At 66.2% G+C, this 23,588-nt stretch carries 17 protein-coding genes and 2 pseudogenes; 11 read left to right on the forward strand and 8 right to left on the reverse strand.

From position 1 onward, the window contains the following. Nucleotides 1-2 precede the first annotated feature (2 nt). The 3 genes from ACRHIG_RS07590 to ACRHIG_RS07600 are packed head-to-tail and all read left to right on the forward strand — an operon-like array spanning nucleotide 3 to nucleotide 8,205. Nucleotides 3-632 (forward strand): chemotaxis protein CheW, encoded by a 630-nt coding sequence (locus tag ACRHIG_RS07590; RefSeq protein ID WP_489629809.1) that lies wholly within the window; start codon nucleotides 3-5, stop codon nucleotides 630-632. Then, nucleotides 632-2,869: a methyl-accepting chemotaxis protein gene (locus ACRHIG_RS07595; RefSeq protein ID WP_489629810.1), complete on the forward strand. Its 2,238-nt coding sequence runs from the start codon at nucleotides 632-634 to the stop codon at nucleotides 2,867-2,869. The genes ACRHIG_RS07590 and ACRHIG_RS07595 overlap by 1 nt, the downstream gene beginning before the upstream one ends. Before the next feature lie 41 nt (nucleotides 2,870-2,910). Further along, nucleotides 2,911-8,205: an Hpt domain-containing protein gene (locus tag ACRHIG_RS07600; RefSeq protein WP_489629811.1), complete on the forward strand. Its 5,295-nt coding sequence runs from the start codon at nucleotides 2,911-2,913 to the stop codon at nucleotides 8,203-8,205. A gap of 157 nt (nucleotides 8,206-8,362) precedes the next feature. Here the strand turns inward: ACRHIG_RS07600 and ACRHIG_RS07605 are convergent. After that, nucleotides 8,363-9,824, reverse strand: a pseudogene (locus tag ACRHIG_RS07605) (cryptochrome/photolyase family protein). A gap of 386 nt (nucleotides 9,825-10,210) precedes the next feature. Here ACRHIG_RS07605 and ACRHIG_RS07610 point away from each other — a divergent pair. The 6 genes from ACRHIG_RS07610 to ACRHIG_RS07635 all read left to right on the forward strand — a co-directional run bounded on the left by ACRHIG_RS07610 (nucleotide 10,211) and on the right by ACRHIG_RS07635 (nucleotide 14,951). Then, complete coding sequence (locus tag ACRHIG_RS07610) at nucleotides 10,211-10,813, forward strand: YqgE/AlgH family protein (RefSeq protein ID WP_489630766.1); 603 nt, start codon at nucleotides 10,211-10,213, stop codon at nucleotides 10,811-10,813. Nucleotides 10,814-10,824: 11 nt separating this feature from the next. Next, nucleotides 10,825-11,208 carry a Holliday junction resolvase RuvX gene (ruvX, locus tag ACRHIG_RS07615; protein WP_077409280.1) on the forward strand — a complete coding sequence of 128 codons (384 nt, stop codon included), beginning with the start codon at nucleotides 10,825-10,827 and terminating at the stop codon, nucleotides 11,206-11,208. A gap of 39 nt (nucleotides 11,209-11,247) precedes the next feature. Beyond that, nucleotides 11,248-11,772, forward strand: a complete 525-nt coding sequence (gene pyrR / locus ACRHIG_RS07620; protein WP_034746692.1) for a bifunctional pyr operon transcriptional regulator/uracil phosphoribosyltransferase PyrR — start codon at nucleotides 11,248-11,250, stop codon at nucleotides 11,770-11,772. Further along, the gene (locus tag ACRHIG_RS07625; protein WP_034746695.1) at nucleotides 11,765-12,730 is read left to right on the forward strand and encodes an aspartate carbamoyltransferase catalytic subunit; all 966 of its coding nucleotides are present in this window, start codon (nucleotides 11,765-11,767) and stop codon (nucleotides 12,728-12,730) included. The genes pyrR and ACRHIG_RS07625 overlap by 8 nt, the downstream gene beginning before the upstream one ends. A 24-nt stretch (nucleotides 12,731-12,754) precedes the next feature. After that, complete coding sequence (locus ACRHIG_RS07630; protein ID WP_489629812.1) at nucleotides 12,755-14,056, forward strand: dihydroorotase; 1,302 nt, start codon at nucleotides 12,755-12,757, stop codon at nucleotides 14,054-14,056. 148 nt (nucleotides 14,057-14,204) lie between these two features. Then, nucleotides 14,205-14,951, forward strand: a complete 747-nt coding sequence (locus ACRHIG_RS07635) for a lysophospholipid acyltransferase family protein (protein WP_489629813.1) — start codon at nucleotides 14,205-14,207, stop codon at nucleotides 14,949-14,951. Here ACRHIG_RS07635 and ACRHIG_RS07640 read toward each other — a convergent pair. The 7 genes and pseudogenes from ACRHIG_RS07640 to ACRHIG_RS07670 form a co-directional block, all read right to left on the reverse strand. Further along, complete coding sequence (locus ACRHIG_RS07640) at nucleotides 14,948-15,712, reverse strand: ABC transporter permease (protein WP_489629814.1); 765 nt, start codon at nucleotides 15,710-15,712, stop codon at nucleotides 14,948-14,950. The two genes, ACRHIG_RS07635 and ACRHIG_RS07640, sit on opposite strands and share 4 nt — an antisense overlap. A 2-nt stretch (nucleotides 15,713-15,714) precedes the next feature. Continuing rightward, a complete protein-coding gene (locus tag ACRHIG_RS07645) occupies nucleotides 15,715-16,959 on the reverse strand; it encodes an ABC transporter substrate-binding protein (protein ID WP_489629815.1) in 1,245 nt (414 codons plus the stop codon). A 17-nt stretch (nucleotides 16,960-16,976) separates the two neighbouring features. Continuing rightward, nucleotides 16,977-17,771, reverse strand: a complete 795-nt coding sequence (locus ACRHIG_RS07650) for an ABC transporter ATP-binding protein (RefSeq protein ID WP_489629816.1) — start codon at nucleotides 17,769-17,771, stop codon at nucleotides 16,977-16,979. Next, entirely contained in the window at nucleotides 17,768-18,850 is a 1,083-nt protein-coding gene (locus tag ACRHIG_RS07655; protein WP_489629817.1) for an acyl-CoA dehydrogenase family protein, read from the reverse strand. The genes ACRHIG_RS07650 and ACRHIG_RS07655 overlap by 4 nt, the downstream gene beginning before the upstream one ends. 1 nt (nucleotide 18,851) lies before the next feature. Continuing rightward, nucleotides 18,852-19,405 (reverse strand): annotated as a pseudogene (locus ACRHIG_RS07660) (carboxymuconolactone decarboxylase family protein). Between the two features lie 118 nt (nucleotides 19,406-19,523). Next, a complete protein-coding gene (locus tag ACRHIG_RS07665; protein ID WP_475416125.1) occupies nucleotides 19,524-20,444 on the reverse strand; it encodes an AraC family transcriptional regulator in 921 nt (306 codons plus the stop codon). Nucleotides 20,445-20,531: 87 nt separating this feature from the next. After that, nucleotides 20,532-21,371 carry a symmetrical bis(5'-nucleosyl)-tetraphosphatase gene (locus tag ACRHIG_RS07670; protein WP_475416126.1) on the reverse strand — a complete coding sequence of 280 codons (840 nt, stop codon included), beginning with the start codon at nucleotides 21,369-21,371 and terminating at the stop codon, nucleotides 20,532-20,534. A 408-nt stretch (nucleotides 21,372-21,779) separates the two neighbouring features. On the opposite strand from ACRHIG_RS07670, the gene ACRHIG_RS07675 reads away from it, so the two are divergent. Both ACRHIG_RS07675 and ACRHIG_RS07680 read left to right on the forward strand, forming a co-directional pair. Further along, complete coding sequence (locus ACRHIG_RS07675) at nucleotides 21,780-22,088, forward strand: H-NS histone family protein (protein WP_489629818.1); 309 nt, start codon at nucleotides 21,780-21,782, stop codon at nucleotides 22,086-22,088. A gap of 114 nt (nucleotides 22,089-22,202) precedes the next feature. After that, nucleotides 22,203-23,585: a phosphomannomutase/phosphoglucomutase gene (locus ACRHIG_RS07680; RefSeq protein WP_475416128.1), complete on the forward strand. Its 1,383-nt coding sequence runs from the start codon at nucleotides 22,203-22,205 to the stop codon at nucleotides 23,583-23,585. The last annotated feature ends 3 nt before the right edge of the window (nucleotides 23,586-23,588 follow it).

Genomic DNA, 23,588 nt, shown 5'->3' on the forward strand with positions numbered 1-23,588 from the left:
GCATGCACACGATGCCAGGTCACGGCGTGTCCACAGCGGCCTTTCCGCCTGCCGCTGCCGCCATGCCATCTTTTGAGGCGGGCGCGCGGCAGGGGCGCTTGCGCCAGTACCAGCTGCAATTGATCGAGCGGATACAGGCAGCGCGCAGCGGCGCACTGGCGGCGCGCAAGGAACTGGGCGTGATGCTCGGTGGCCGCCCCTGCCTGCTCGACCTGACGCAGCTCGGTGAAATCGTCATTGCCGCCGGTGTGCAGATCCAGGGCGTGCCGTTGGCGCAGGACTGGTACCTGGGCCTGGCGGCCATGCGCGGACGCCTGACGGGGGTCGTCGACCTGGCCCGCTACATGGGCGAACCGGCTTGCGCGCCCGGCAATCACTGCCGCATCATCACGTTTTCACCCCGCCTGGGCCTCAATTGCGCATTGCTGGTCGAGCGCGTGCTGGGCTTGCGCCAGCTGCGCGCGATGCAGCCCGTCTCCTTGCCGGATGCCCCGCCGTCGTGGGCGGCGCAGGCGCTGCGCGACAGCGAAGGGCAGCAATGGCTGCGCCTGGACCTGGCGCAGCTGGCGCAAGCGGAACGCTTCCTCGATGCCGGTTTTGGCGGCCCGGCCCTCCACAAGGACATTTGCTGATGGGCGCCCATTCTCCCATCCTGGCGGCCGGCATGCCCGAAGCGGAGCACGCGCCCGGGGAGCCGGCATCTGCGGCCGACCTGCCGCTGCGCCTGCGCGACGCGCTGGGGCGGCGCAAGTCGCTGGCCAGCGCGCCGGCCGGGGACTGGAAGCTGCCGCTGATCGGCCATTTTCCGCTGCAAAAGCAGCTGAGCATCCTGTCGACGGTGATGGCCCTGAGCCTGGCCGCCAGTCTGCTGTTCGTCGGCCTCAATACGCGCAGCGGCAATATCGCCTCGGCGCAGACGCAGCTGGCCAGCGATGCGCTGATGCATTCGCAGCGCATCGGCAAGGCCGCGCCGAACGCCGTGCAAGGCAATCCGGAAGCCTTCCGCCAGCTCGAGGAAAGCCGCAATGAACTGAACCAGGATTTCCGCCTGATGCTGCGCGGCGGGACGTATCACGGGCGCGATATCGGCGAGTCGCGTTCCGCCCTGCTGGCGGCCGTGGCCGACGCGCGCAAGAAGTGGGCCAGCAGCGACCGTGCGGCCAGCACCATCCTGCGCCTGAAAACGGAGCTGGGCGAATTCGACAGGACCTTGCAGCAATTGAACGCGCTGTCGCCGGCGCTGCTGGCGCAGACCGAGGAAGTCGCGGCGCTGAAGGTGCAGCGCGGCGGCAATGCGCGCGATCTGGCCGTCATCGGCCGCCTGATGATGCTGAGCCAGCGCATGAGCCGCAGCGCCAGCGAGTTCCTGTCGTCAGGCAGCATCAGCTCGGAAACGGCGTTTTCGCTGGGGCGCGACACGACGTATTTCCGTACTGCCGTCGAAGGCCTGTTGAATGGCAGCGTGTCGCTGCAACTGACGCCCACGCGCGACGCCGAATTGCGCGACCGGCTGGTGGCGCTGAAGGCCAGTTTCGACACTTACCAGAAGCTGGTGTCGTCGATACTCGACCGGCTCGACAAATTCAGCTCCGCGAAAAGCGCCGAACAGCTGATCTTCAACGAGAACGAAGACCTGCGCCAGCGTTTGACCCTGCTGCAGCAGATGTACCACGTGAACCAGGAAACCCTGGGCGTCGCCTTCTGGATGATGGTCGGCGGCGTGTTGCTGACCCTGATCGCGGCCGCCGGCATCGGCCGCGTGCTGCTGCAGGACTCCGTCAACCGCACGCGCGACGCCGAGCGGCGGCGCCAGGAAGCGGAAATCCTGCGCCTCCAGTCGCAGGAAAAAGAGGAAGCGGCGAAGTCCAGGAATGAGCAGAACCAGGCGGCCATCCTGCGCCTGATGAACGAATTGCAGAAGGTCGCCGATGGCGACCTGACGGTACAGGCCACCGTGTCGGAAGACATCACGGGCGCCATCGCCGATTCCGTCAACTACACGGTCGAGGAATTGCGCGGCCTGGTGGGGAGGGTGACGGCGACGGCCGAACAGGTCAACCGTGCCTCGACGCAGGCGCAAAGCATCTCCAGCAAGCTGCTGATCGCATCGCAGCAGCAGTCGCGCGAAATCCAGGGCGTCAGCGCCACCGTGGTCAAGATGGCCAATGCGATTACCGACGTGTCGAAGTCGGCCAGCGTCTCGGCCGATGTGGCGCGCCAGTCGGTGGCGGCGGCGCAGCAGGGTTCGACGGCGGTGGAAAACGCCATCAAGGGCATGCATGAAATCCGCGAGCAGATCCAGGATACCTCGAAGCGCATCAAGCGCCTGGGCGAATCGTCGCAGGAAATCGGTGAAATCACCGAACTCATTTCCGACATCACCGAGCAGACCAACGTGCTGGCGCTGAACGCCGCCATCCAGGCCGCATCGGCCGGCGAGGCGGGGCGCGGCTTTTCCGTCGTCGCCGAGGAGGTGCAGCGCCTGGCCGAACGCTCGGCGGCGGCCGCCAAGCAGATCGGCGCGCTGGTGCGCACCATCCAGGCCGACACCCAGGATGCGACGCGGGCGATGGAAACGTCCACGCAGGGCGTGGTCGAGGGCGCGCGCCTGTCCGACGCGGCCGGCGCCGCCTTGAACGACATCAGCCAGGTGTCGAAGCACCTGGCCGAACTGATCCAGGGCATCTCGTTCGCCACCGGCACGCAGGCCGGTTCGGCCAGCGGCGTGGCCTTGAATATCCAGCATATCCTGAGCGTGACGGAGCAGACCCAGGATGGCACGCAGCAAACGGCGCAATCGATCCATAAACTCTCGATGCTGGCGCAGGAACTGAAAAATTCGGTGTCGCGCTTCCGCGTCGCCGCCTGAACGCCGCGCCAGTCCAGGGCGAATTCCTTACCGAGGCATGCATGAGCACACCTGATAGTCCACAGCAGTCCAAGCCATTCGACAGCGAACCTTTGTCGTGGGTGATGGTGGAAATCCGCGAAGCCCTGGGCCGCTCGAAAACAGCCCTGTTCGAGGCGGGCGGCCGCGAGCGCGAGGAACGCGCCACGGCCCTGCAGCACGCGCGCTCGCACCTGCACCAGGCGCATGGCGCGCTGATGATGGTGGACGTGGCCGGCGCCAGCCTGCTGACGGACGGCGCGGAACGGGCGCTGGCGCGCTTTCGCGACGGCAGCCTCGAATACACGCTCGACCATGCGCAAGTCGTCGCCGCACTGTATCAGGCATTGACCGAATACCTGGAAGACCTGGTGGCCGGCACGCCGCCGCAGCCGGCGCGCTTGTTCCCCTATTACCGCGACCTGCAAACCATGCTGGGCGCCGAGCGCATCCACCCGGCCGACCTGTTTTTCCCGCCCTCCGCGATGCTGGAAGGGCAGGCCATCGCGCTGGCCGACACGCCGCCCGTGGCGGACTATCCTGCCTGGCGCGGACGCTTTGAAAAATCCCTGCTGCCCTTCCTGAAGGCGCAGGATGACGCGGCGCGGCGCCAGCACGCGGGCGACCTGCACGCCACCTTGACCCTGGTGGCCGACGCGCAGCAGGAAGCGCCGGCACGCACCTTCTGGTTCGCCATGCAGGCGTTCGCGGGGCTGGCGGCCAGCGGCGAGGGCATGGGCACGCTCAACGTCAAACAGCTGTTCGGCCTGATCAACCTGCAATTGCGCCGCCTGGCGCAGGGCACGGCCAGCCTGCCCGAAGCGATGCTGCGCGACGCCCTGTTCTTCATCGCCGCCGCACGCGAACCGACGCCGGAGGCACGCCAGTTGCGCACCGCGTTCGCCCTGGACGGCATGCTGCCCGCCGACGTGGAAGCGCGGCGCTACGGCCAGGTCGACCAGGATGCCTGGCAAGGCGCGCGCACGGCCCTGGCGCAGGCGCGCGCCAGCTGGAGCCGCCTGGCGCAAGCCGACCTCGATCCAGTCCTGGGCACGGATTTCGACGCATCGCTGCAAGAAGTGGCGGCACACGTGGAGACCCTGAAGCAGCCGGCCCTGGCCAGCCTGCTGCGCGAGTGCGCGGCCGTGGCGCGGCAAGCCGTCACCAGCGGGCGCAGCGCGGCCCTGGAAAATGAAATCGGCATGGCCCTGCTGTTTGCCGACACGGGCCTGGCGCAGCTGCGCCGCCTGCCCGACGATTTCGCCGGCAATGCGGAAACCATCGCCGCGCGCCTGCAGGCGCTGCTGGCCGGCGAAGCGCCGCCGCCCGTCACGGCGGGCGAGCTGTCGCGCCAGATCGAGCAGGGCCAGACCGTGGCCGCGCTGGCCGAGGACATGAAGACAGGGCTGCGCCAGGTGGAAAAGGTGCTCAACGCCTACTACGCGGATGCAGTGGGTGCGGGGACGGCGGGGGCACTCGATGGCGTCGCGCCCGTGCTGGAGCAGTTGCAGCGGCAGCTGGCCGGACTGGGACAGGACGACGCACGCGCCGCCGTGCTGCAGGTCGATGCGGCCGTGCGGCAGCTGGCCGGCGGCGACACCGATGCGCACGCCAATGCGGAGTCGCACGCCGCGGCGCTCGACGAGATCGCGCAAAATGTCAGCGCGCTGGGCTTTTTTGTCGATATGCTGGGCCGCAATGCACAGGCGGCCAGCGGGCGTTTCCATTTCGATGCGGCCGCCGGCACCTTCCGCGCCCTGCCATTTGAAAAAGTCGCCGCCGCCGGCGCCGTGCCCGTGCCCTTGCTCGACCAGGCGCTGGCGCCCGCCGCGCCTGCCGGCATGGATGCCGCGCCGGCGGTGACCGACGTCGACGCGCAGATGCTCGACATCTTCATCGCCGAAGCGCGCGAAGTGCTGGCCTTTGTCGACACCACGCTGGCCCTGCCGCGCGAGCAGGCCGCCAGCGGCGACCACCTGGCCATGCTGCGCCGCTCGTTCCATACGCTGAAAGGCAGCAGCCGCATGATCGGCCTGGCGCAGTTTGCCGAAGCGGCCGGCGCCGTCGAGCGCGTCATGAATACCTGGCTGGCCGAGGCGCGCCCCGTCAGCGACGACTTGTTTACCTTGCTCAATTACGGCTGGTACCAGCTCAGCGAATGGGTGGCCGAACTGGAAGGCGGCGCGGGGCGCGAGCGGGAGGCCGGCATGCTGCTTGCGGCGGCCGAGCGCGTGCGCGAAGGCGGACCGTTCGAACTGCGCAAGCCTCGCCCGGCATCGGCCGCGCCCATGGCCAGCAATGGCAATGTGATCGGACTTCCCTTGGCCACGGCGCCCGCGCTGCACGAAGCGCCTGACGATCACCTCAAGCACGTGGGCGAACTGCGCATCAGCCTACCCTTGTACAACATCTACCTGGCCGAGACGGATGAATTGCTGCGCGTGCTGACGCGCGACTTCGGCGAGTGGCGCCATGAACAGCGCGCCGTCAGCGCGGAGGCGCTGCAAGCCGTGCATACGCTGGCCGGGACGTCCGGCACGGTCGGCTTCCAGTCCCTGCGCGACCTGGCGCACGCGCTCGAGACGGTGATCGAAACGGTGGTGCCGCCGCTGGCCGGCCTGCAGGAAGCCCAGCACGACGTGCTGGAGCAGGCCACGCAGCGCATCGGGCAAATGCTGCAGGCGTTCGCGCTGGGCGACCTGGCGCCATCGCAGCCGGACATGATCGAAGCGCTCAACACCCTGTGGCGCGCCTTGACGGCGCCGCCCGGCGAGAGCCGGGAAGACCGGCTCGACGCCCTGTTTGCGGCCGCGTATGCCAGCATCGTCGGTATGCCGGCGCAGCCCGCCGCGCCGCTTTCCGAAGTCCCTGTACCGCAGCTCGAGACCCTGTTCGAGGCGACGTATGAGAGCATCGTCGCCGACGCGCTGCAGCCGGAGGCCGCCGAAGTGCCGGCGCCGCAACCGGCGCAGGACAGCGGCGCCAGCGACGACCTGTTCGACGCCGGCTTCGAGCACGCGCCGCCGCTGGAGCATGCGGCGCCGGAAGCGCCGGCGCCCGCCATCATGCCGGCCGATGCGGCCGCGCTGCTGGCGGCGAGTGCCGGCATCAGCGATGAACTCGACCTCGATCTGTTGTCCGTCTTCCTGGAAGAGGGCGCCGACCTGCTGCCGCAGATCGGCGAGGCGCTGCGCAGCTGGCAGCAGCAGCCGCACGACAGCGGCCAGGCGCAGATGCTGCTGCGCACCCTGCACACCGTCAAGGGCAGCGCGCGCATGGCCGGCGCCATGCGCCTGGGCCAGCATGCGCATGAAATCGAGACGCATATCGAAAACATGCTGCACGCGGGCACCGCCACGCCGCAAGCCTTCGAGGAATTGCTGGCCCACTACGACCATGCGCAGCACCTGTTCGAGCAGTTGCAGCAGCCCTTGCTGCCCTTGCCGGGCATGGAAGACACGCCGGTGACCGAACCGAAGGCGGCGCTGGTGCGCGTGCGCGCCGATATCCTCGACCGCCTGGTGAACCAGGCCGGCGAAGTGTCGATCACGCGCTCGAAGATGGAAAATGAAGTGGGCGTGCTGGGCGCTTCGCTGTCCGAGTTTTCCGACAACCTGGCGCGCCTGCGGCGCCAGCTGCGCGAAGTGGAAATGCAGGCCGAATCGCAGATCGCCTCGCGTATGGCCGTCGGCAGCGAGCGCGAATTCGACCCGCTCGAATTCGATCGCTTTACGCGCCTGCAGGAACTCACGCGCATGATGGCCGAAAGCGTCAACGACGTGGCCTCGTTCCACGAAAACCTCAGCCACAGCGTCGATGCGGTGACGGACGACCTGGTGCTGCAGGCACGGCTGACGCGCGAGCTGCAGCGCGACCTGATGCAGATCCGCATGGTGCCGTTTGCCAGCATCGCCGAACGCCTGTTCCGCGTGGCGCGGCAAAGCGCCAAGGAAGTCGACAAGCGGGTCAACCTCGACATCCGCGGCGGCGGCGTGGAAATCGACCGCAGCGTGCTCGAACGCATGGCCGCGCCCTTCGAACACCTGCTGCGCAACGCCATCGTGCACGGCGTCGAGCCGCGCGATGCGCGCCTGGCCGCCGGCAAGAGCGAGACGGGCGAGCTGCTGGTGCAGGTCAGCCAGCAGGGCAATGAGGTGGCGATCGCCTTTTCCGACGATGGGGCGGGACTGGACCTGGAACGCATCCGCGCCAAGGCGCACGGCGCCGGCCTGGTGGCGACGGACGCGCCGCTGACCGACGCGCAGGCGGCCGAGTTGATTTTCACGCCGGGCTTTTCCACCGCCGACAGCCTGACGGAACTGGCTGGACGCGGTGTTGGCATGGACATCGTGCGCTCCGAAGCGCTGGCCCTGGGCGGGCGCGTGGAAACGCTGACGCATGCGGGCCTGGGCATGCGCTTCACCATCCACCTGCCGCTGACCCTGGCCGTCACGCAAGTGGTGCTGCTGGCGGCGAACGGCAAGACGTATGCCTTGCCGTCGGTGCTGGTGGAGCAGGTGCTGCACCTGAAAGGCGAACAGCTGGAGCAGGTGCGGGCGGCCGGGCGCATCGAGTCGCACGGGCAGTCGCTGGCGCTGCATCACCTGTCGGCCATGCTGGGCGAGACGCCGGCGGCGCAGGCCACGCAGCGTCATGCGCCCGTGCTGCTGCTGAGGAATGGCAACGACAGGCTGGCCTTGCAGGTCGATGACGTGGTGGGCAACCGCGAGGTCGTGGTCAAGCACGTGGGCCCGCAACTGGCGCGCATGCCGGGCATCGCCGGCGCCACGGTGCTGGGCACGGGCGACATCGTGCTGATCCTCAATCCGGTGGCGCTGGCGCAGCACCTCGAGCATCATCCGGAACTGCTGTCGCAGTATGCGCTGGCCAGCAGCGAGCAGCATGCCGCTTCCAGCGCGCTGGCCGCGCCTGCCGTGCGCGTGATGGTGGTCGACGATTCGCTGACGGTGCGCCGCGTGATGCAGCGCCTGTTCGAGCGCGAAGGCTACCAGGTGCTGCTGGCCAAGGATGGCCTCGACGCGCTGGAGCAGCTGCATGCGCTGGAACCGGCTGCCATGCCGGCGCTGTTGCTGGTCGACGTGGAAATGCCGCGCATGGACGGTTTTGATTTGACGCGCAATGTGCGCAGCGACGACAAGACGCGCGCCATCCCCGTCATCATGATCACCTCGCGCAGCGCCGACAAGCACCGCGCGCATGCATTCGAGCTGGGCGTGAATGCGTATTTCGGCAAGCCGTTCCAGGAAGAGGAATTGCTGGCGGAGGTGGGGCGCTTGCTGGCCGACGGCGTGGCGTAACCCGACGCCTTCACAAGCGCTAACGATGTTGTCGGATTACGCGGGGCCTTGCCCCGCTAATCCGACCTACGCTCTTGCACGATGGCGCATGTCGGGTAGGTCGGGTTAGCGCGCAGCGCGTAACCCGACATCACCGCAATGCCAATCAATTACCTGCTTACCCCGCCACCTTCACCACCGCATAGCGCTCCAGGGTCTCCTTGCGCGCCTCATCGTGCTGCACGATGGGTTCCGGATAATCGCGTCCCAGCACGATGTTCTTTTGCTCGAGCAGCATGCGCGGCACCAGCCAGGGCGCGTGGATTTCCTTGTCGCCCAGCGCCTTCAGCTGCGGCAGGTAGCGGCGGATGAAGCGCCCGCCCGCGTCGAATTTTTCCGACTGCGTGATGGGATTGAAGATGCGGAAGTAGGGCTGGGCGTCGCAGCCGGACGAGGACGCCCACTGCCAGCCGCCGTTGTTCGACGCCAGGTCGAAGTCGTTCAGGTGCAGCGCGAAATACGCTTCGCCGCGGCGCCAGTCGATGCCCAGATCCTTGATCAGAAAGCAGGCCGTGACCATGCGCAGACGGTTGTGCATATAGCCCGTCTGGTTCAGCTGCGCCATGGCCGCGTCGACCAGCGGATAGCCGGTGCGGCCCTCGCACCAGGCGGCAAAGGCGGCATCGGCGTCGGGGCCCGTCTCCCAGGCGATGGCGTCGTAGGCCGGTTTGAAGGCGCCGCCTTCCACGTGCGGGTTCTGGTACAAAATCATGGCGTAGAAATCGCGCCAGATCAGTTCGGCCAGCCACACGGGCGCGCCATCGCCGCCGCCGCCCCGGTCCATCAGGTCGACCACGGTGCGCACCAGATAGCGCAGTGACACGGTGCCGAAGCGCAGATGCATGGACAGGTAGGACGGCCCCTTCAGGGCGGGAAAATCGCGCGCCACGTCATAGCGGGCCACGCGCGGCAAAATCCTCGAACAGCGTGCTGGCGCCCGACATGCCGGTGGGAATGGCCAGTGCGGCCAGGTTGCTCGCTTCAAACCCCAGCTCGCCCAAGGTGGGCAGGGGCGCCGGCGTGCCATTGCGCGGCGGCGCCAGGCTGGCCGCATGCGGTTCGATAGCGAACGGCGTCAGGCAGCCGGGTTCGGCGCGCATTTTCTTCAGCCAGGCATTCTTGTACGGCGTGTAGACGGTGTACGGTTTGGCCGACAGCGTCAGTACCTCGTCCTTCTCAAAGATGACCTGGTCCTTGAAGCTGAACCACAGGCGCGCGTCGCGCGTGAGCGCGGCGGCCACGGTGGCGTCGCGGGCGATCGCTTGCGGTTCGTAGTCGTGGTTGGCAAAGACGGCGTCGGCGTTCAATTCGGCGGCCAGGCGCGGGATGGCCTCGGCCGCGTCCGCGTGCAGCACGATCAGGTCGCCGCCCAGCTGGCGCAGCTCATGGGCCAGCTCGGCCACGCTGGCATGGATGAAGTCGACCCGCCGGTCGCGGCGCGGCAGCGTTGCCAGGATGGCGGTGTCGTAGACGAAGACGCAATGCACGGCCTGGCTCTGGCGCAGGGCGTGATGCAGTGCAGCATGGTCAAACGCGCGCAGATCGCGCCGGAACCACACCAGGGAAGTCTTGATTCTCATTATTTCGCGTGTTCAGGGTCAAAGATAGGCGATTTTTTGCCGCCAACAGGGCTTTATGGCCGCTCGCGTCGTGCCTTTGGCGTCGCTGCGGCGGCAATTCAGTGTAAACTACCGGGTATGTTCATGGTGCTTTATGTGCGACAGCGATTTTGCAATCAATTTTACAATTGGCATTGACATGCGTCTGCAGGCATAGCGAATTGACCATTAATTTACAACATAACAAGAATAGCGCCTGGCAACACGGTGCGCGCCGCCCAGGATGTGCGGCCGCTGGCGCCAGGCGTACGATAGCGGGGTAAGCGAGACTTGCCAGCAAGCCCACAGAGAGAGCATCGCGTATGAAAAAGAGTAAAATCGACCAGACTCTACCAGGACATCGCCTGATGCAGGGTGTGGGAGAACCGGCCGCGACCGGTTCCTCCACCTTGAATCTGGCCAACCATTTCCTGATTGCGATGCCGGCCATGCAAGACCCGATCTTCGGCGGCACGGTCGTGTACGTGTGCGAACACAATGAAAACGGCGTGCTGGGCGTCGTCATCAACAAGCCCACCGACATGACCATGGAAGTGCTGTTCGACCGCATCGACCTGAAACTGGCGGCCGGCAGCGACACGCCCATCATCAACGAGCCGATCATGTTCGGCGGCCCGGTGCAGGACGACCGCGGCTTCGTGCTGCATACGCCGGGCGCGCGCTATTCCTCGTCGCTGACGGTGACCGATGAAGTGGCCTTTACCACCTCGATCGACGTGCTCGAAGCCGTCGCCAAGGGCGATGGTCCCGAGCGCATGCTCGTCTCGATCGGCTACTCGGGCTGGAGCCCGGGCCAGCTGGAAGACGAGATCGGCCGCAACGGCTGGCTGACGGTGGGCGCCTCGGCCGACATCCTGTTCGATTTCCCCATCGAAAAGCGCTACGTGGCGGCCATCAAGCTGCTGGGCATCGATCCCCTGATGCTGGCCAGCGAGGCTGGCCACGCATGAGCGGTGACGCCATCGACACCATCCTCGCCTTCGATTTCGGCTTGAAACGCATCGGCGTGGCCATCGGCAATACCATGATTTGCCAGGCCAAGCCGCTCAGCGTGATCACGGCCACGGCGAACGAGCCGAAGTTTGCCGCCATCGATAGCCTGATCAGGGAGTGGGGCGCCAGCCGCATCGTGGTGGGCTTGCCCAGCCACCCGGACGGCACGGAGCACGAGATGAGCGCGCGCTGCCGCCGTTTCGCCAACCAGGTGCATGGCCGCTTCAACCTGCCGGTGGAACTGGTCGACGAACGTTACTCCTCGGCCGTCATCGCCGCCAGGCGCGGCGAAGTCATCGACGACCGCGCCGCCGCCATCATCCTGCAACAGTATTTCGACGCGAATTATTAATCTGACCCTAGACTTCCTCCCTGAATGATCAAGAACTCTATGCCGCATCCTACGAATCCTTCCCAACTCGACGCCGAGGCCCTGTACGGGGTCTTGCTGCAACAGGTGCAGAGCGGCCTGGCGGGCATCCCCAACGTGGCCATCGTCGGCATCCATTCGGGCGGCGCCTGGCTGGCCGAGCGCCTGGCGCGCGACCTGAACCTGCTTGACCGCCTGGGCGTGCTCGACGTGTCCTTCTACCGCGACGACTTCGCCCAGAAGGGTCTGCATGCGGACGTCAAGCCGACGCAGATCAGCTTTGACGTGGCCGGCGCCACCATCCTGCTGGTCGACGACGTGCTGTACACGGGCCGCACCACGCGCGCGGCCATCAACGAATTGTTCGATTATGGCCGCCCGGCCAAGATCATGCTGGCGGCCCTGGTCGACCGCGGCGAACGCCAGTTGCCGGTGGCCGCCGATTTCGTGGCCGCTTTCACAGCCGTGCCGCCGGGCCAGGCCCTGGTCCTGAAGCAAGCCGACGATGGAAAATTCACGCTCACCATAGATACCCACCATGCTTAATCCGCAACTGAATAAACACGGCGAACTGCAACATCTGCTGACGATCGAAGGCTTGCCGAAGTCTATCGTCAACCACATTCTCGATACCGCTTCCTCGTTCGTCGGCATCTCCGACCGCGACGTGAAGAAGGTGCCGCTGATGCGCGGCAAGAGCGTTTTCAACCTGTTCTTTGAAAACTCCACGCGCACCCGCACCACCTTCGAAATCGCCTCGAAGCGTTTGTCGGCCGACGTCATCAACCTGAATATCCAGGCCTCGTCGGCCAGCAAGGGCGAATCGCTGCTCGACACCATCGACAACCTGTCGGCCATGCATGCCGACATGTTCGTCGTGCGCCACGCGCAGTCGGGCGCGCCCTATCTGATCGCCAAGCACCTGATCGACACCAAACAGCCGCACGTCCACGTGGTCAACGCGGGCGACGGTCGCCACGCGCACCCGACCCAGGGCTTGCTCGACATGTACACGATCCGCCACTACAAGAAGGATTTCACCAACCTGACGGTGGCCATCGTGGGCGACATTTTGCACAGCCGCGTGGCGCGTTCCGACATCCATGCGCTGACCACCCTGGGCGTGCCGGAAGTGCGCGCCATCGGCCCGCACACCCTGCTGCCGGGCGGCCTGGAACAGATGGGCGTGCGCACCTTCACCAACATGGATGAAGGCCTCAAGGGCGTGGACGTGATCATCATGCTGCGCCTGCAGAATGAACGCATGAGCGGCGCGCTGCTGCCGTCGGCGCAGGAATACTTCAAGAGCTATGGCCTCACGCCCGAGCGCCTGGCGCTGGCGAAACCGGACGCCATCGTCATGCATCCGGGCCCGATGAACCGCGGCGTGGAAATCGATTCGGCCGTGGCCGACGGTCCGCAGGCGGTGATCCTGCCGCAGGTGACGTTCGGTATCGCCGTGCGCATGGCGGTGATGAGTATTTTGGCTGGTAATCAGGGCTGATAGCCCAAGGACGAGTAAGCGAGCATGACGACACTACATATCAAGAACGGCCACCTGATCGACCCTGCCAACGGCATCGATGGCTTGCAAGACCTGTTTATCGCCGACGGCAAGGTGCTGGCCGTGGGCAGCGCCCCGGCCGGCTTCAAGGCCGACACCACCTTTGACGCGGCCGGCCTGGTGGTCACCCCCGGCCTGGTCGACCTGTCCGCGCGCCTGCGCGAGCCGGGCTACGAATACAAGGCGACCCTGGAATCGGAACTGCAGGCGGCGCTGCAAGGCGGCGTCACGAGCCTGGTGTGTCCGCCCGACACCGATCCCGTGCTCGATGAGCCGGGCCTGGTGGAAATGCTGAAATACCGCGCCAAGACGCAGAACAAGGCCCACGTGCACCCGCTGGGCGCGCTGACCATGGGCTTGAAGGGCCAGTCGCTGACGGAAATGGCGGAACTGACGGAAGCGGGCTGCATCGGCTTCGCGCAGGCGGAAGAGCCGATCGAGGACACCACCGTGCTGCTGCGCGCGATGCAGTATGCGAACACCTTCGGCTACACCGTCTGGCTGCGCCCGCAAGACCCGCACATCGGCCGTGGCGGCATCGCCCACAGCGGCCCGCTGGCGTCGCGCCTGGGCTTGTCCGGCGTGCCCGTGATGTCCGAGACCATCGCGCTGCACACGATCTTTGAATTGATGCGCGCCAGCCGCGCGCGCGTGCACCTGTGCCGCATCTCGTCGGCGGCGGGCCTGGAACTGATCCGCGCCGCCAAGGCCGAAGGCTTGCCCGTCACTTGCGACGTGGGCGTGCACCACGTGCACCTGACGGACGCCGACATCGGCTTCTTCGATCCGAACGCGCGCGTCACGCCGCCGTTCCGCAGCCAGCGCGACCGTGACGCGATCCGCGCTGGCCTGCTCGACGGCACGGTCGACGCCATGTGCTCGGACCACACGCCCGTCGACGACGATGAAAAACTGCTGCCGTTCGGCGAAGCGTCGCCCGGCGCCACGGGCCTGGAACTGCTGCTGTCCTTGGCCCTGAAATGGGCGGACGACTACGCGCTGGCGCAGCCGCAAGCGGGCGAGCGTCCGCTTGCGCGCGCCGTGGCCAAGGTCACGTCCGACGCGGCCCGTGTCGCCGGCATCCCGGCCGGCAGCCTGGCCGTGGGCGAAGCGGCCGACATCTGCGTCTTCGATCCCGCCGCGCGCTGGACCGTGTCGTCGGCCTCGCTGGCCAGCCAGGGCAAGCACACGCCTTTCCTCGGCTATGAGCTGAGCGGCATCGTCAAGGCGACCATCGTGGCCGGACGCGTGGCGTTTCAGCGTTAAATTTTTTGTGTCGGAGCCGTAGGTCGGATTAGCGGTACGCGTAATCCGACAAGCCCATGGCGGCTCCTGTCGGCTTACGCAGCGCCTCGCGGGCGCTGCCAAGCCGACCTACGCGGCTGCATGGCTTTGCTTCCAACCTTGGTGTCATTTGAAACTTCTGCTTACCTACCGCCTCGCGCGCATCGCCATTCACCTGAGCTGCGGCATGGCCAAGAGCGCCGTGCTCTTTCCCTGGCTGGACCTGGAAGGGCGCAACCGGCGCATCCGCCGCTGGTCGACGCAGCTGCTCGACATCTGCGGCGTGCACGTGGCGCAGCCGGCAGACAGCGTGCCGGCACTCGACCATGCGATGGTGGTGGCGAACCACGTCTCGTGGCTCGACATCTTCGTCATCAATGCCGTCCACCCCTGCCGTTTCGTCGCCAAGGCGGAAATCCGCGCCTGGCCGATCCTGGGCTGGCTGGCGGGGCGCGCCGGCACCATCTTCATTTCGCGCGGCAGCAAGCGCGACCTGCGTCTGATCTTCCAGGGTCTGGTGGATAAATTGACGGCGGGCGAACGCATTGCGTTTTTCCCCGAAGGCACGACCGCCGCGCAAGGGCAGATCCTGCCGTTTCACGCCAACCTGTTCGAGGCGGCCATCGATGCGCAGGTGCCGGTGCAGCCGTTCGCGCTCGTGTATGTGGATGACAAGGGGGCGCTGCACCACGCCGTCGACTTCATCGGCGACATGAGCTTTGCGCAAAGCATGGTGGCGATCCTGAGCGGCCCGCCGATCACGGCGCGCCTGACCTGCCTGGCGCCAGTGGCGACGGCCGACGCGCACCGCCGCGAACTGGCGGCGGCAACGCAGGCGGCGGTGGCCGCTGCGCTGCCGCTGGAAAAGGCGGCCTAGTTCTTGACGTGCAGCCAGCGCGCATGCGCGGCGCGGGCCAGGTAGTCGAGGATAAAACCTAACATCCCGATCAGCACGATGGCGGCCATCAGTTCCGAATACGCGAGGCGGTCGCGCGTGTCGAGGATGAAGTAGCCGAGGCCGGCCGACACGCCCAGCATTTCCGCCGGCACCAGCACGATCCAGATGATTCCGATGGCCAGGCGCACGCCCGTCAGGATATCGGCCGTGATGCCCGGCAAAATCACCTTGAAGACGATTTCGCTGCGCGTGGCCGACAGGCTGCGCGCCAGCAGCAGCCAGTTCGGATCGAGCCGCGCCACGCCGGCCGCCGTATTGAGCAGGATGGACCAGACGGCCGCAAACGCCAGCAGGAAGTATACGGGCGCGTCGCCCACCCCCAGCACCATCACGGCGATCGGCATCCAGGACAGCGGCGAAATCATGCGCAGCAGCTGGAACAGCGGCATGGCCGCGCCGGAAAAGCTTTTCGACATGGCCACCAGCACGCCCAGCGGCACGCCGATGACGATCGCCAGTCCCAGGCCAACGGCCACCCTTTGCAGGCTCAATACCACGTGCAGCCAGATATCCGAACCGCCCAGCATCTCCTTGAACGCCAGCGCCGTGGGCAAGGGCGCAAAGGCGGTGGCGATCGGCGTGGATTTCTCCAGCGCCGTCACGCCCACGGACCACAATAGTAAGGCACAGGCCAGCCCCACCAGGGGCAGGCCGAACTTCGTCAACAACTTGCTTGCCATCGTCAGACCGCCACGGTTTCGCTGCGCAGCAGGTTGGCCGGCAAGCCGAAGGCGGCCGGGCCGCCGACTGCCGTGATGGCCTTGCGCACGAAGCGGTCATCGACCAGATCGCGCGCGGCGAACTTCGGATCGAGATTGGCCAGGAAGCGCGTATCGCCTTCGACCTTGGTGCGGCCGATGGCGCGCACCAGTTCTTCCGTGTACGAGGCAAACGGATACGGCTGGAAGTCGATGCGGCGCTGCTGCCAGTTCTTGTGCACGATCAGGCCCTGCTTTTCATAGCCGGCGTAATCGGTGGTGGCCAGCACCTTGGTCAGCACCTGCAGCGGATGCGGCGTGTAGCGGTGCTCTCCCACGTTCGACAGCAGCTTGGCCGTGTCGACCTGGTTCGTGCGCGTCCACAGCTGCGCCTTGACGATGGCGTTGGTGACCTTTTGCGCCCATTCCGGACGCGTGTTGATGTCGCGCTCGGACAGGAAGGTGACGCAGCACGCATGATTTTTCCACACGTCGCCCGAGAAGCGCAGGATCTTGCCGATGCCGGCGTTTTCCGCCGCCGCATTGAATGGTTCTGCCACGATGTAGCCGGCAATCGACTTGCTGGCCAGGGCCGAGACCATTTCGGCCGGCGCCAGCACGATCAGGTTGACTTCATTCGGCTTGATGGCCGCGTTGCGCGCGCGCGTGACGGGCGTCAGGCCATTCGAGGACAGGATTTGCTGCAGCAGGATGTTGTGGATCGAGTACCAGAAGGGGATGGCGACCGTGCGTCCGCCCAGGTCGGAGACCTTGTTGATCTCGTTGGCCACCGTCAGCGCGGAGCCGTTGACGTGGTTCCAGGCGACGACTTTCGCGGGGAACTTGGCGCCGTAGCGCACCCACAGGGTGGCCGGCGACAGCAGGTGGATGACGTTGACCTGGCCTGCCACGAAGGCTTCGATGATCTGCGCCCAGCTGCGGAACAGGCGCGGCGTTTCCGCCTGCAAGCCTTCCGCCTCGAACAGCTTGCGCGCGTGCGCGACGAGCAGCGGGGTGGCGTCGGTGATGGGCAGGTAGCCGATCTTGACGGGCTGGTCGTCGCCTTTCGGGCCTTGCTGGGCCATGGCGTCGCCGGCGAACAGCAGCGGCGAGGCGACGCTGGCCGTGGCCAGGGCCGACATGCGCAGGAAGTCGCGCCGCGTCAGGCCGCAGTCGCAATCGGACGCGGCGCAGATATGCAGGGGGTTGTTATTTTCTGGGAGGGACATGAAAGTGTTCCGATTGGTTATAGTGGGGCGAGGGCCGGCTGCTGGTCCTGCTTTTGCAGCGCCTGCAGGGCGTCGAGAATGTCCATCTTGAGGGCGATCACCTCGGCGCTGTGGCCGATGCGCGGCTGGGCGATGGCGACGGGCCATTCGCGCACGATGTTGCCCGGCTTGCCGCCCATGAGCAGGATGCGGTCGGCGACGAGGATGGCTTCGTCGATATCGTGCGTGACCAGCAGCACGGCCGTGTGCCAGCGGTGCACCACGTCGACCAGCAGCGACTGCATCTCGGCGCGGGTGATGGCGTCGAGCGCGGAAAACGGTTCGTCGGCGAACAGCAGTTCCGGTTCGCGCGCCAGCGCGCGGGCCAGCGCCACGCGCTGCGCCATGCCGCCCGACAGCGCGGATGGATACAGTTTTTCGCGGCCCTTCAGGCCCACCGCTTCGATGGCTTGCGCCACGCGCGCCTGGTGCGCCGCGCGCGTCAGCTGCGGCTGGTGCTTGAAGTCCAGGCCGAAGCCCACGTTGCCCGTGACGTTCAGCCAGGGCAAAAGGCTCGCCTGCTGGAAGACGAGGGCGCTGCGCGGATCCGGTTCGCGCATGGGCGCGTCCAGGAATTGAATGGCGCCCGTCGATGGCGGCTGCAAGCCGGCCAGCACGCGCAGCAGGCTTGACTTGCCGCAGCCGCTGCCGCCCAGCAGGCAGACGATCTCGCGCTTGCGCACGCCCAGCGAGACGTGCTGGAAGACGGGCGCGGCGCCCGCATAGGAAAAGCCCAGATCCTGCGCCTGCAAGGCCCAATCCGCTACACTCATGCCGATACTCCCGCCTTGGCCGCCTGCTGGCTGTCGAACAGCTGCAAGGCCGATTGCAACTGCGTCAGGCTGGGGGTGACGATGGGGATGAACGACGATTCGCGCCAGCGGCGGGCAAAGCCCTGCTGCTCGGCGTTCAGGTAGGCGCGCCCGCCCATGGCTTGCAGTTCCAGCATCAGCGCCTGCTGCAGCACGTCGGCCAGCTGTATGCGCAGGCGGAACATGGCCGGCGCCTGCGTCTTGAAGCGGCCATCGTGCACGCCGGCCAGCAGGGTAGCGACGGCGCTTTCGAGGGTCGCTTGCAGCGCTTCGATGCGCGGCGTGAGCTGGTTGCGCGAGCCGGCCGAGATTTGCGCCGCCTGCGCCAGGCTGGCGCGCGCCAGGCCGATCGACAGGCCGCACTGCATGCCGAGGAACGATGGGCGCACCTGCGGCAGCCAGGCCGGCGCGTTGTCGCTGATGATGTCCGCGGCGGGGATGTGCACCTGCGCCAGCTTGACGGAAGCCGTATTGCTGCCGCGCAGGGCGATCAGGTCCAGGTCGTCGCTGCGCTTGACGCCCGCCGTGCCGCTGTCGAAAGCGACGATGACGGGCGGCGCGCCGTCGTCGGGGGCCACGGCGGCCGCCGCGACAAAGCCTGCCTTGCGCAGGTTGGTCACCCAGGCCAGGCCGCCGTCGACCAGCAAGCCGTCATCGTGGCGCGCGCCCGTGATTTGCAGCTGTTCGATGCCGGACAAGAATTTCATGGCGTTCGACAAACCGCTGGCTCCTGCCTGCGTGCCGGCCAGCAGGCCGGGCAAGCGGCGCTCGGCCAGCGCGCGGTTTGCGCTTTGCAGCAGGAATTCGATGAAGCAGCGCTGGCCCCAGAAGACAAAGGCCGCCGTCACCGATTGCTCGGCCACCTTGGCGATGGCCTCGATGGCGTCGCGCACGTCGCCGCCCGCGCCGCCGTGTTCCGGCGGCACGCCGATGGCCAGCAGCTTGTCGCCGGCGAGGGCAGGCAAAACGGTTTCAGCCAGTTCCGGCGATTGGTCGAGCTGGTCGGCATGCATGTGCAGCCAGTGAGTGAGGTTCGCCATGTCAGACGGCGCCGGGCAGGTAGGGCGTCAATTGCGGATTGACGGGCGTGCCGGCCAGGCTGTTGGAGAAATTGCACAGGGTGGCCAGGCTGATGCCCAGCACGACTTCGAGCGCCTGCTGTTCGTTGTAGCCGGCGGCCAGGAAGGCTTGATATTCGGCGTCGCTGACGGCGCCGCGCGCGGCGATGACGGCCGTGGTGAAGGCGGCGACGGCGTCGAGCTTCGCATCGCCCGTCGGCTGGCCGTGCTGCAGGGCGCGCACCGTGTCCGGTGTCTGGCCCGCTTTTTCAGCGAGATGGCGCTATGGCCGGCGATGCAGAAATCGCAGCCATGGATGCGCGCGGCCGTGATCTGCACCACTTCGCGTTCCATTAACGTCAGGCTGGCGCGCGCATTGATGCCGGAGACGGTCAGATAGGTTTCCAGGGCCAGCGGGGCATTGGCCAGCACGCCGATCAGGTTGGGCAGGAAGCCATTGTTGGCGATGGCCTTTTCCACGAAGGGACGGCTGTCGGCCGGGGCGGTATCGAGAGTGTGCAGCGTCAGACGGGACATGGGGTACCTTGCTAAGTTAGTAAGTCACCCGGGCATTATATCGGCCATGACCTTCACGCAACAGACGTCAGCGTCGTCCTTTTGTGCTCGTTCGTCTGCGAATGTGTGATCCTTGATTTCAGCTGGCCAGCTGGCGCAATCTCTGGTCGCGCCGGTAGGCGCCCGGCTGTTCGCCCGTGACCCGCTTGAAGGCACGCGTAAAGGCGGCGTGCGAGCGGTAGCCCACCAGTTCGGCGGCGCGTTCGACGGAGACGCCGTCGTGCAGCCGCCGCGCGGCGATCTTCATGCGCAGCAGGAGCAGGAACTGGGCCGGCGAGTGGCCGCTGGCGCTGGCGAAATGCTTGCAGAAGCTGGCGCGCGACATGCAGGCCGCCTTGGCCATGTTCTCGATCGACCAGTCGTCGGCGGGGGCGTCGAGCATGCGTTCGAGCAGCGGGGAAAATGCGGGCTGGTGCAGCAACGACAGCAGGCCGGCCGCCACCTGCTCGCCCTGCGCCACATGGCGGATCAGGTAGAAGAACAGCAGTTCAACCAGGCGCGCGATGAGCGGCGACGGCTGTTCCGGGTCGCCGCCGGCCTCCGCCAGGATCAGGTCGAACAGCGCGGCGGCGGCGCTGAAGGCGGGCGCGTCGCCGCGTATCAGCAGATACGGCGGAAACGAGTCGACGATCAGCGCGGAGAGGGCGCCGCGAAATTGAAAGAAGCCGCAGGCCAGCGCCGTCGCCGGCTGCTGCGTGGGCGTTTGCAGCGGCAGCATGGCTTGCGCGCTCACCGCCTGCAGCGGATCGCTGTGGGGACTGAGAAAGTGCGGCAAGTCGCGCAGCAGGAAGACGCCGTCGCGCGGGCCGAGCGCGATCGGCGCCGCGCCGTCGAGGTGCAAATAGCAGTGGCCATCGAGCACCAGGTGGAAGCTGCCCAGTTCCCGCCCCGCCGTGGAAGCGCGCCAGCGGCCGCAGTACTGGCCCACGTGCAGGACGGCGGTGTCGAGTTCCAGGCTGCCGAGCAGCCAGCGCGCCAGCTTGTCGGTATCAGGATGCATGGGATCGCAATGGCAAAAGCTGCATCATACGGGCGGCGCCCCGCACGGCAAACGACCGATTTCGACTAAGCATATGCGCGATGCGGCTTACCGCTTGCCGCCGTGCTGCTGGAACGTGGGGCAGTCGACTTGCAGCAGCGAGCGGTCTTCCAGGCACACGGCCGACAGTTTTCCGCCCCACACGCAGCCGCTATCGAGGCCGATCAGGCGTGGACGCAACTGCAATCCCAGCGCCGACCAGTGGCCGAAGACGATGGTGTCGCCCGCGCTGCGCCGGCCCGGCACGTCGAACCACGGCAGCAGGCCGGAGCCTGGCGGCGGGCTGCCGCTTTCCTTCATCTTGAAGTCCATCACGCCGTCCGGCGTGCAAAAGCGCAGCCGCGTCATGGCGTTGACGATGCAGCGCAGCCGGTCGGCGCCCTGCAGGTCGTCGCGCCAGGCGGCAGGCTCGTTGCCGTACATGGTACGCAGGAACGCCACCCAGCCGTCGCTGCGCAGCATGGCGGACACTTCCCCGCTCAGGGACAGGGCCTGGGCCGCGCTCCATTGCGGCAGCAAGCCCGCATGCACGAGCACATGGCCGTCGTGTTCCAGTGCCAGCGGCCGCCGGCGCAGCCAGTCGATCAACTCCTCGCGGTCGGGCGCATCGAGGATTTCCGCGAGGGTGTCGGACGCGTGCTCGGGCCGGATGCCGTTGGCCACGGCCAGCAAGTGCAAGTCATGGTTGCCCAGGACGCTGTCGGCCAGGCCTTGCCGGGCCAGCGCACGTACGTGGCGCAGGGTGGCCAGCGAGGCCGGGCCGCGATTGATCAAGTCGCCCGCGAACAGCAGGCGGTACGGGCCGTCCGCTGCCGCCTGGATACGCTCGATCAATTCGACGGTTTGTGCATGGCAGCCTTGCAGATCGCCGATAAAGTAAGTTTTCATATGTGCCGGGGTGAAGTGAACTACGCGCCTGCATTATAAGCATGCCTGCCCTTGGCGTTGGGGGCATTTCTGGCTGCGGCCTGAATGCGCGCATGGCCGGCGGGGAAAAATGCGGGTGCCGGTTATGCCGAATGGGAATTTAATTGGGCGGCACTTCTCGCTGGCAGATATCGGTCATTATCCGCCGGCACGCCGCTCAGGCATGCGGGAATGCCATTTCATTCATGTTTATTCAATTTTCACGCGTGCCTGCTGCATATTCTTCATTTAATCTTAATGTTGGGCCGCTAAATAAACCGATGGCCGTGATTCAATTGGCGATCGATTATGCAATGGCGCGCGGAGGTTTATGCAATGTAGTATATTCCACGTGATTTTATTATTTAAATTAATATAAAGGATGTACCAATGGATCTGTCGACAATGACGATGCTGGAATTACGCAAACTGGAAGATAACGTCAAGCAGGAATTGAGCAGCCGCGAGCGCGCGGACCTGAACAAGGCGCGCGAACAGATCATGGCCATCGCGCAGCAGGCTGGCATTCCGCTGAAACAGCTTATACTCGATGGTTTGCACCCGCGCACGGGCAAAGTCGCGGTGCGTTACCGCCATCCTGACAATACCAATGAACAATGGACAGGCCGTGGCCGCCAGCCGCTGTGGGTCAGGCAGTGGGTGGAATCGGGCAAGTCGATCGATCTGCTGCGCGTATAATTCGGTATCTCTTGGCGCAGCAGCAAGGCGGCAGCCGCGCGCCGCACCTTGCCTGGCACCTTATTTACCCCCTTATTTAGACCCTTATTTCTTCTTTTAGATACCGCCCACACCATGCTTCCATTGTCCAGAACGATCTTCAAGGCCTACGATATTCGCGGCATCATCGCCAAAACCCTCGATGCCAGCGTGGCCCACAAGATCGGTCAGGCATTTGGCCAGGCCGCCCTGGCCAAGGGCGAGCAGCGGGTGGTGATCGGCCGCGATGGCCGCCTGTCGGGACCGGAATTGACGGCGGCGCTGGCGCAGGGCTTGCAAGCGGCAGGCGTCGACGTGATCGACCTGGGCGTGGTGGCCACGCCGATGGTCTATTTCGGCACGAATGTGCTCGACACGCGCTCCGGCATCATGGTCACGGGCAGCCATAATCCGCCCGACTACAACGGCTTCAAGATGGTGCTGGCCGGCGAGGCCATCCACGGCGAAGCGATCCAGGCGCTGTACCACAGCATCGTCGCGCACGACGGCAGCGCCAGCGCCAAGCCGGGCAGCTACGCCACGCATGATATCCGCACGGCCTACCTGGAGCGCATCCTGGGCGACGTCAAGCTGGCGCGCCCGATCAAGATCGCCGTCGACTGCGGCAATGGCGTGGCCGGCGCGTTCGCGGGCGACCTGTTCCGCGGCATGGGCTGCGAAGTCATCGAACTGTTCTGCGAAGTCGATGGCAACTTCCCGAATCACCATCCGGATCCCGCGCATCCGGAAAACCTGCAGGACCTGATCCGCTGCCTGGCTGAGACGGATGCCGAAATCGGCATCGCCTTCGACGGCGACGGCGACCGCCTGGGTGTGGTCACCAAGGATGGCCAGATCATCTACCCTGACCGCCAGATGATGCTGTTCGCCGCCGACGTGCTGACGCGCCATCCGGGCGCGCAGATCCTGTACGACGTGAAATGCACGCGCCACCTGGCGCCGTGGATCAGCAAGCATGGCGGCGTGCCGCTGATGTACAAGACGGGCCACTCGCTGGTGAAAGCCAAGCTGCGCGAGACGGGTGCGCCGCTGGGCGGCGAAATGAGCGGCCATATCTTCTTCAAGGACCGCTGGTACGGTTTCGACGACGGCCTGTATTCGGCCGCGCGCCTGCTGGAAATCCTCACGCGCGAAGCCGATCCTTCGGCCCTGTTGAATTCCCTGCCGCAGTCCGACAGCACGCCGGAACTGCACCTGGAACTGAAGGAGGGCGAGAACGTCGCGCTGATGGACATGCTGCGCCGCGACGCCGTCTTCCCCGGCAATGAACAGATCATCACCATCGACGGCCTGCGCGTGGAATACGCGGACGGTTTCGGCCTGGCCCGTTCATCGAACACCACGCCGGTGATCGTCATGCGCTTCGAAGCGGAAACGCCGGCGGCCCTGGCGCGCATCCAGGGACAGTTCAAGAGCGTGATCCTGGCCGCCAAGCCAGACGCTGTCCTGCCGTTCTGACAG

It is taken from the genome of Janthinobacterium sp. C22 (assembly GCF_057919405.1).

Bases quoted from the DNA above. Each gene is read 5' to 3' on its own strand.
- ACRHIG_RS07665 (WP_475416125.1), bottom strand. From the start codon at position 20,444: ATGCATCCTGATACCGACAAGCTGGCGCGCTGGCTGCTCGGCAGCCTG.
- pyrR (WP_034746692.1), top strand. From the start codon at position 11,248: ATGCCGCATCCTACGAATCCTTCCCAACTCGACGCCGAGGCCCTGTAC.
- ACRHIG_RS07650 (WP_489629816.1), bottom strand. From the start codon at position 17,771: ATGAGTGTAGCGGATTGGGCCTTGCAGGCGCAGGATCTGGGCTTTTCC.
- ACRHIG_RS07630 (WP_489629812.1), top strand. From the start codon at position 12,755: ATGACGACACTACATATCAAGAACGGCCACCTGATCGACCCTGCCAAC.
- ACRHIG_RS07590 (WP_489629809.1), top strand. From the start codon at position 3: ATGCACACGATGCCAGGTCACGGCGTGTCCACAGCGGCCTTTCCGCCT.
- ACRHIG_RS07655 (WP_489629817.1), bottom strand. From the start codon at position 18,850: ATGGCGAACCTCACTCACTGGCTGCACATGCATGCCGACCAGCTCGAC.
- ACRHIG_RS07640 (WP_489629814.1), bottom strand. From the start codon at position 15,712: ATGGCAAGCAAGTTGTTGACGAAGTTCGGCCTGCCCCTGGTGGGGCTG.
- ACRHIG_RS07670 (WP_475416126.1), bottom strand. From the start codon at position 21,371: ATGAAAACTTACTTTATCGGCGATCTGCAAGGCTGCCATGCACAAACC.
- ACRHIG_RS07610 (WP_489630766.1), top strand. From the start codon at position 10,211: ATGCAGGGTGTGGGAGAACCGGCCGCGACCGGTTCCTCCACCTTGAAT.
- ACRHIG_RS07675 (WP_489629818.1), top strand. From the start codon at position 21,780: ATGGATCTGTCGACAATGACGATGCTGGAATTACGCAAACTGGAAGAT.
- ACRHIG_RS07595 (WP_489629810.1), top strand. From the start codon at position 632: ATGGGCGCCCATTCTCCCATCCTGGCGGCCGGCATGCCCGAAGCGGAG.
- ACRHIG_RS07680 (WP_475416128.1), top strand. From the start codon at position 22,203: ATGCTTCCATTGTCCAGAACGATCTTCAAGGCCTACGATATTCGCGGC.
- ACRHIG_RS07600 (WP_489629811.1), top strand. From the start codon at position 2,911: ATGAGCACACCTGATAGTCCACAGCAGTCCAAGCCATTCGACAGCGAA.
- ACRHIG_RS07645 (WP_489629815.1), bottom strand. From the start codon at position 16,959: ATGTCCCTCCCAGAAAATAACAACCCCCTGCATATCTGCGCCGCGTCC.
- ACRHIG_RS07625 (WP_034746695.1), top strand. From the start codon at position 11,765: ATGCTTAATCCGCAACTGAATAAACACGGCGAACTGCAACATCTGCTG.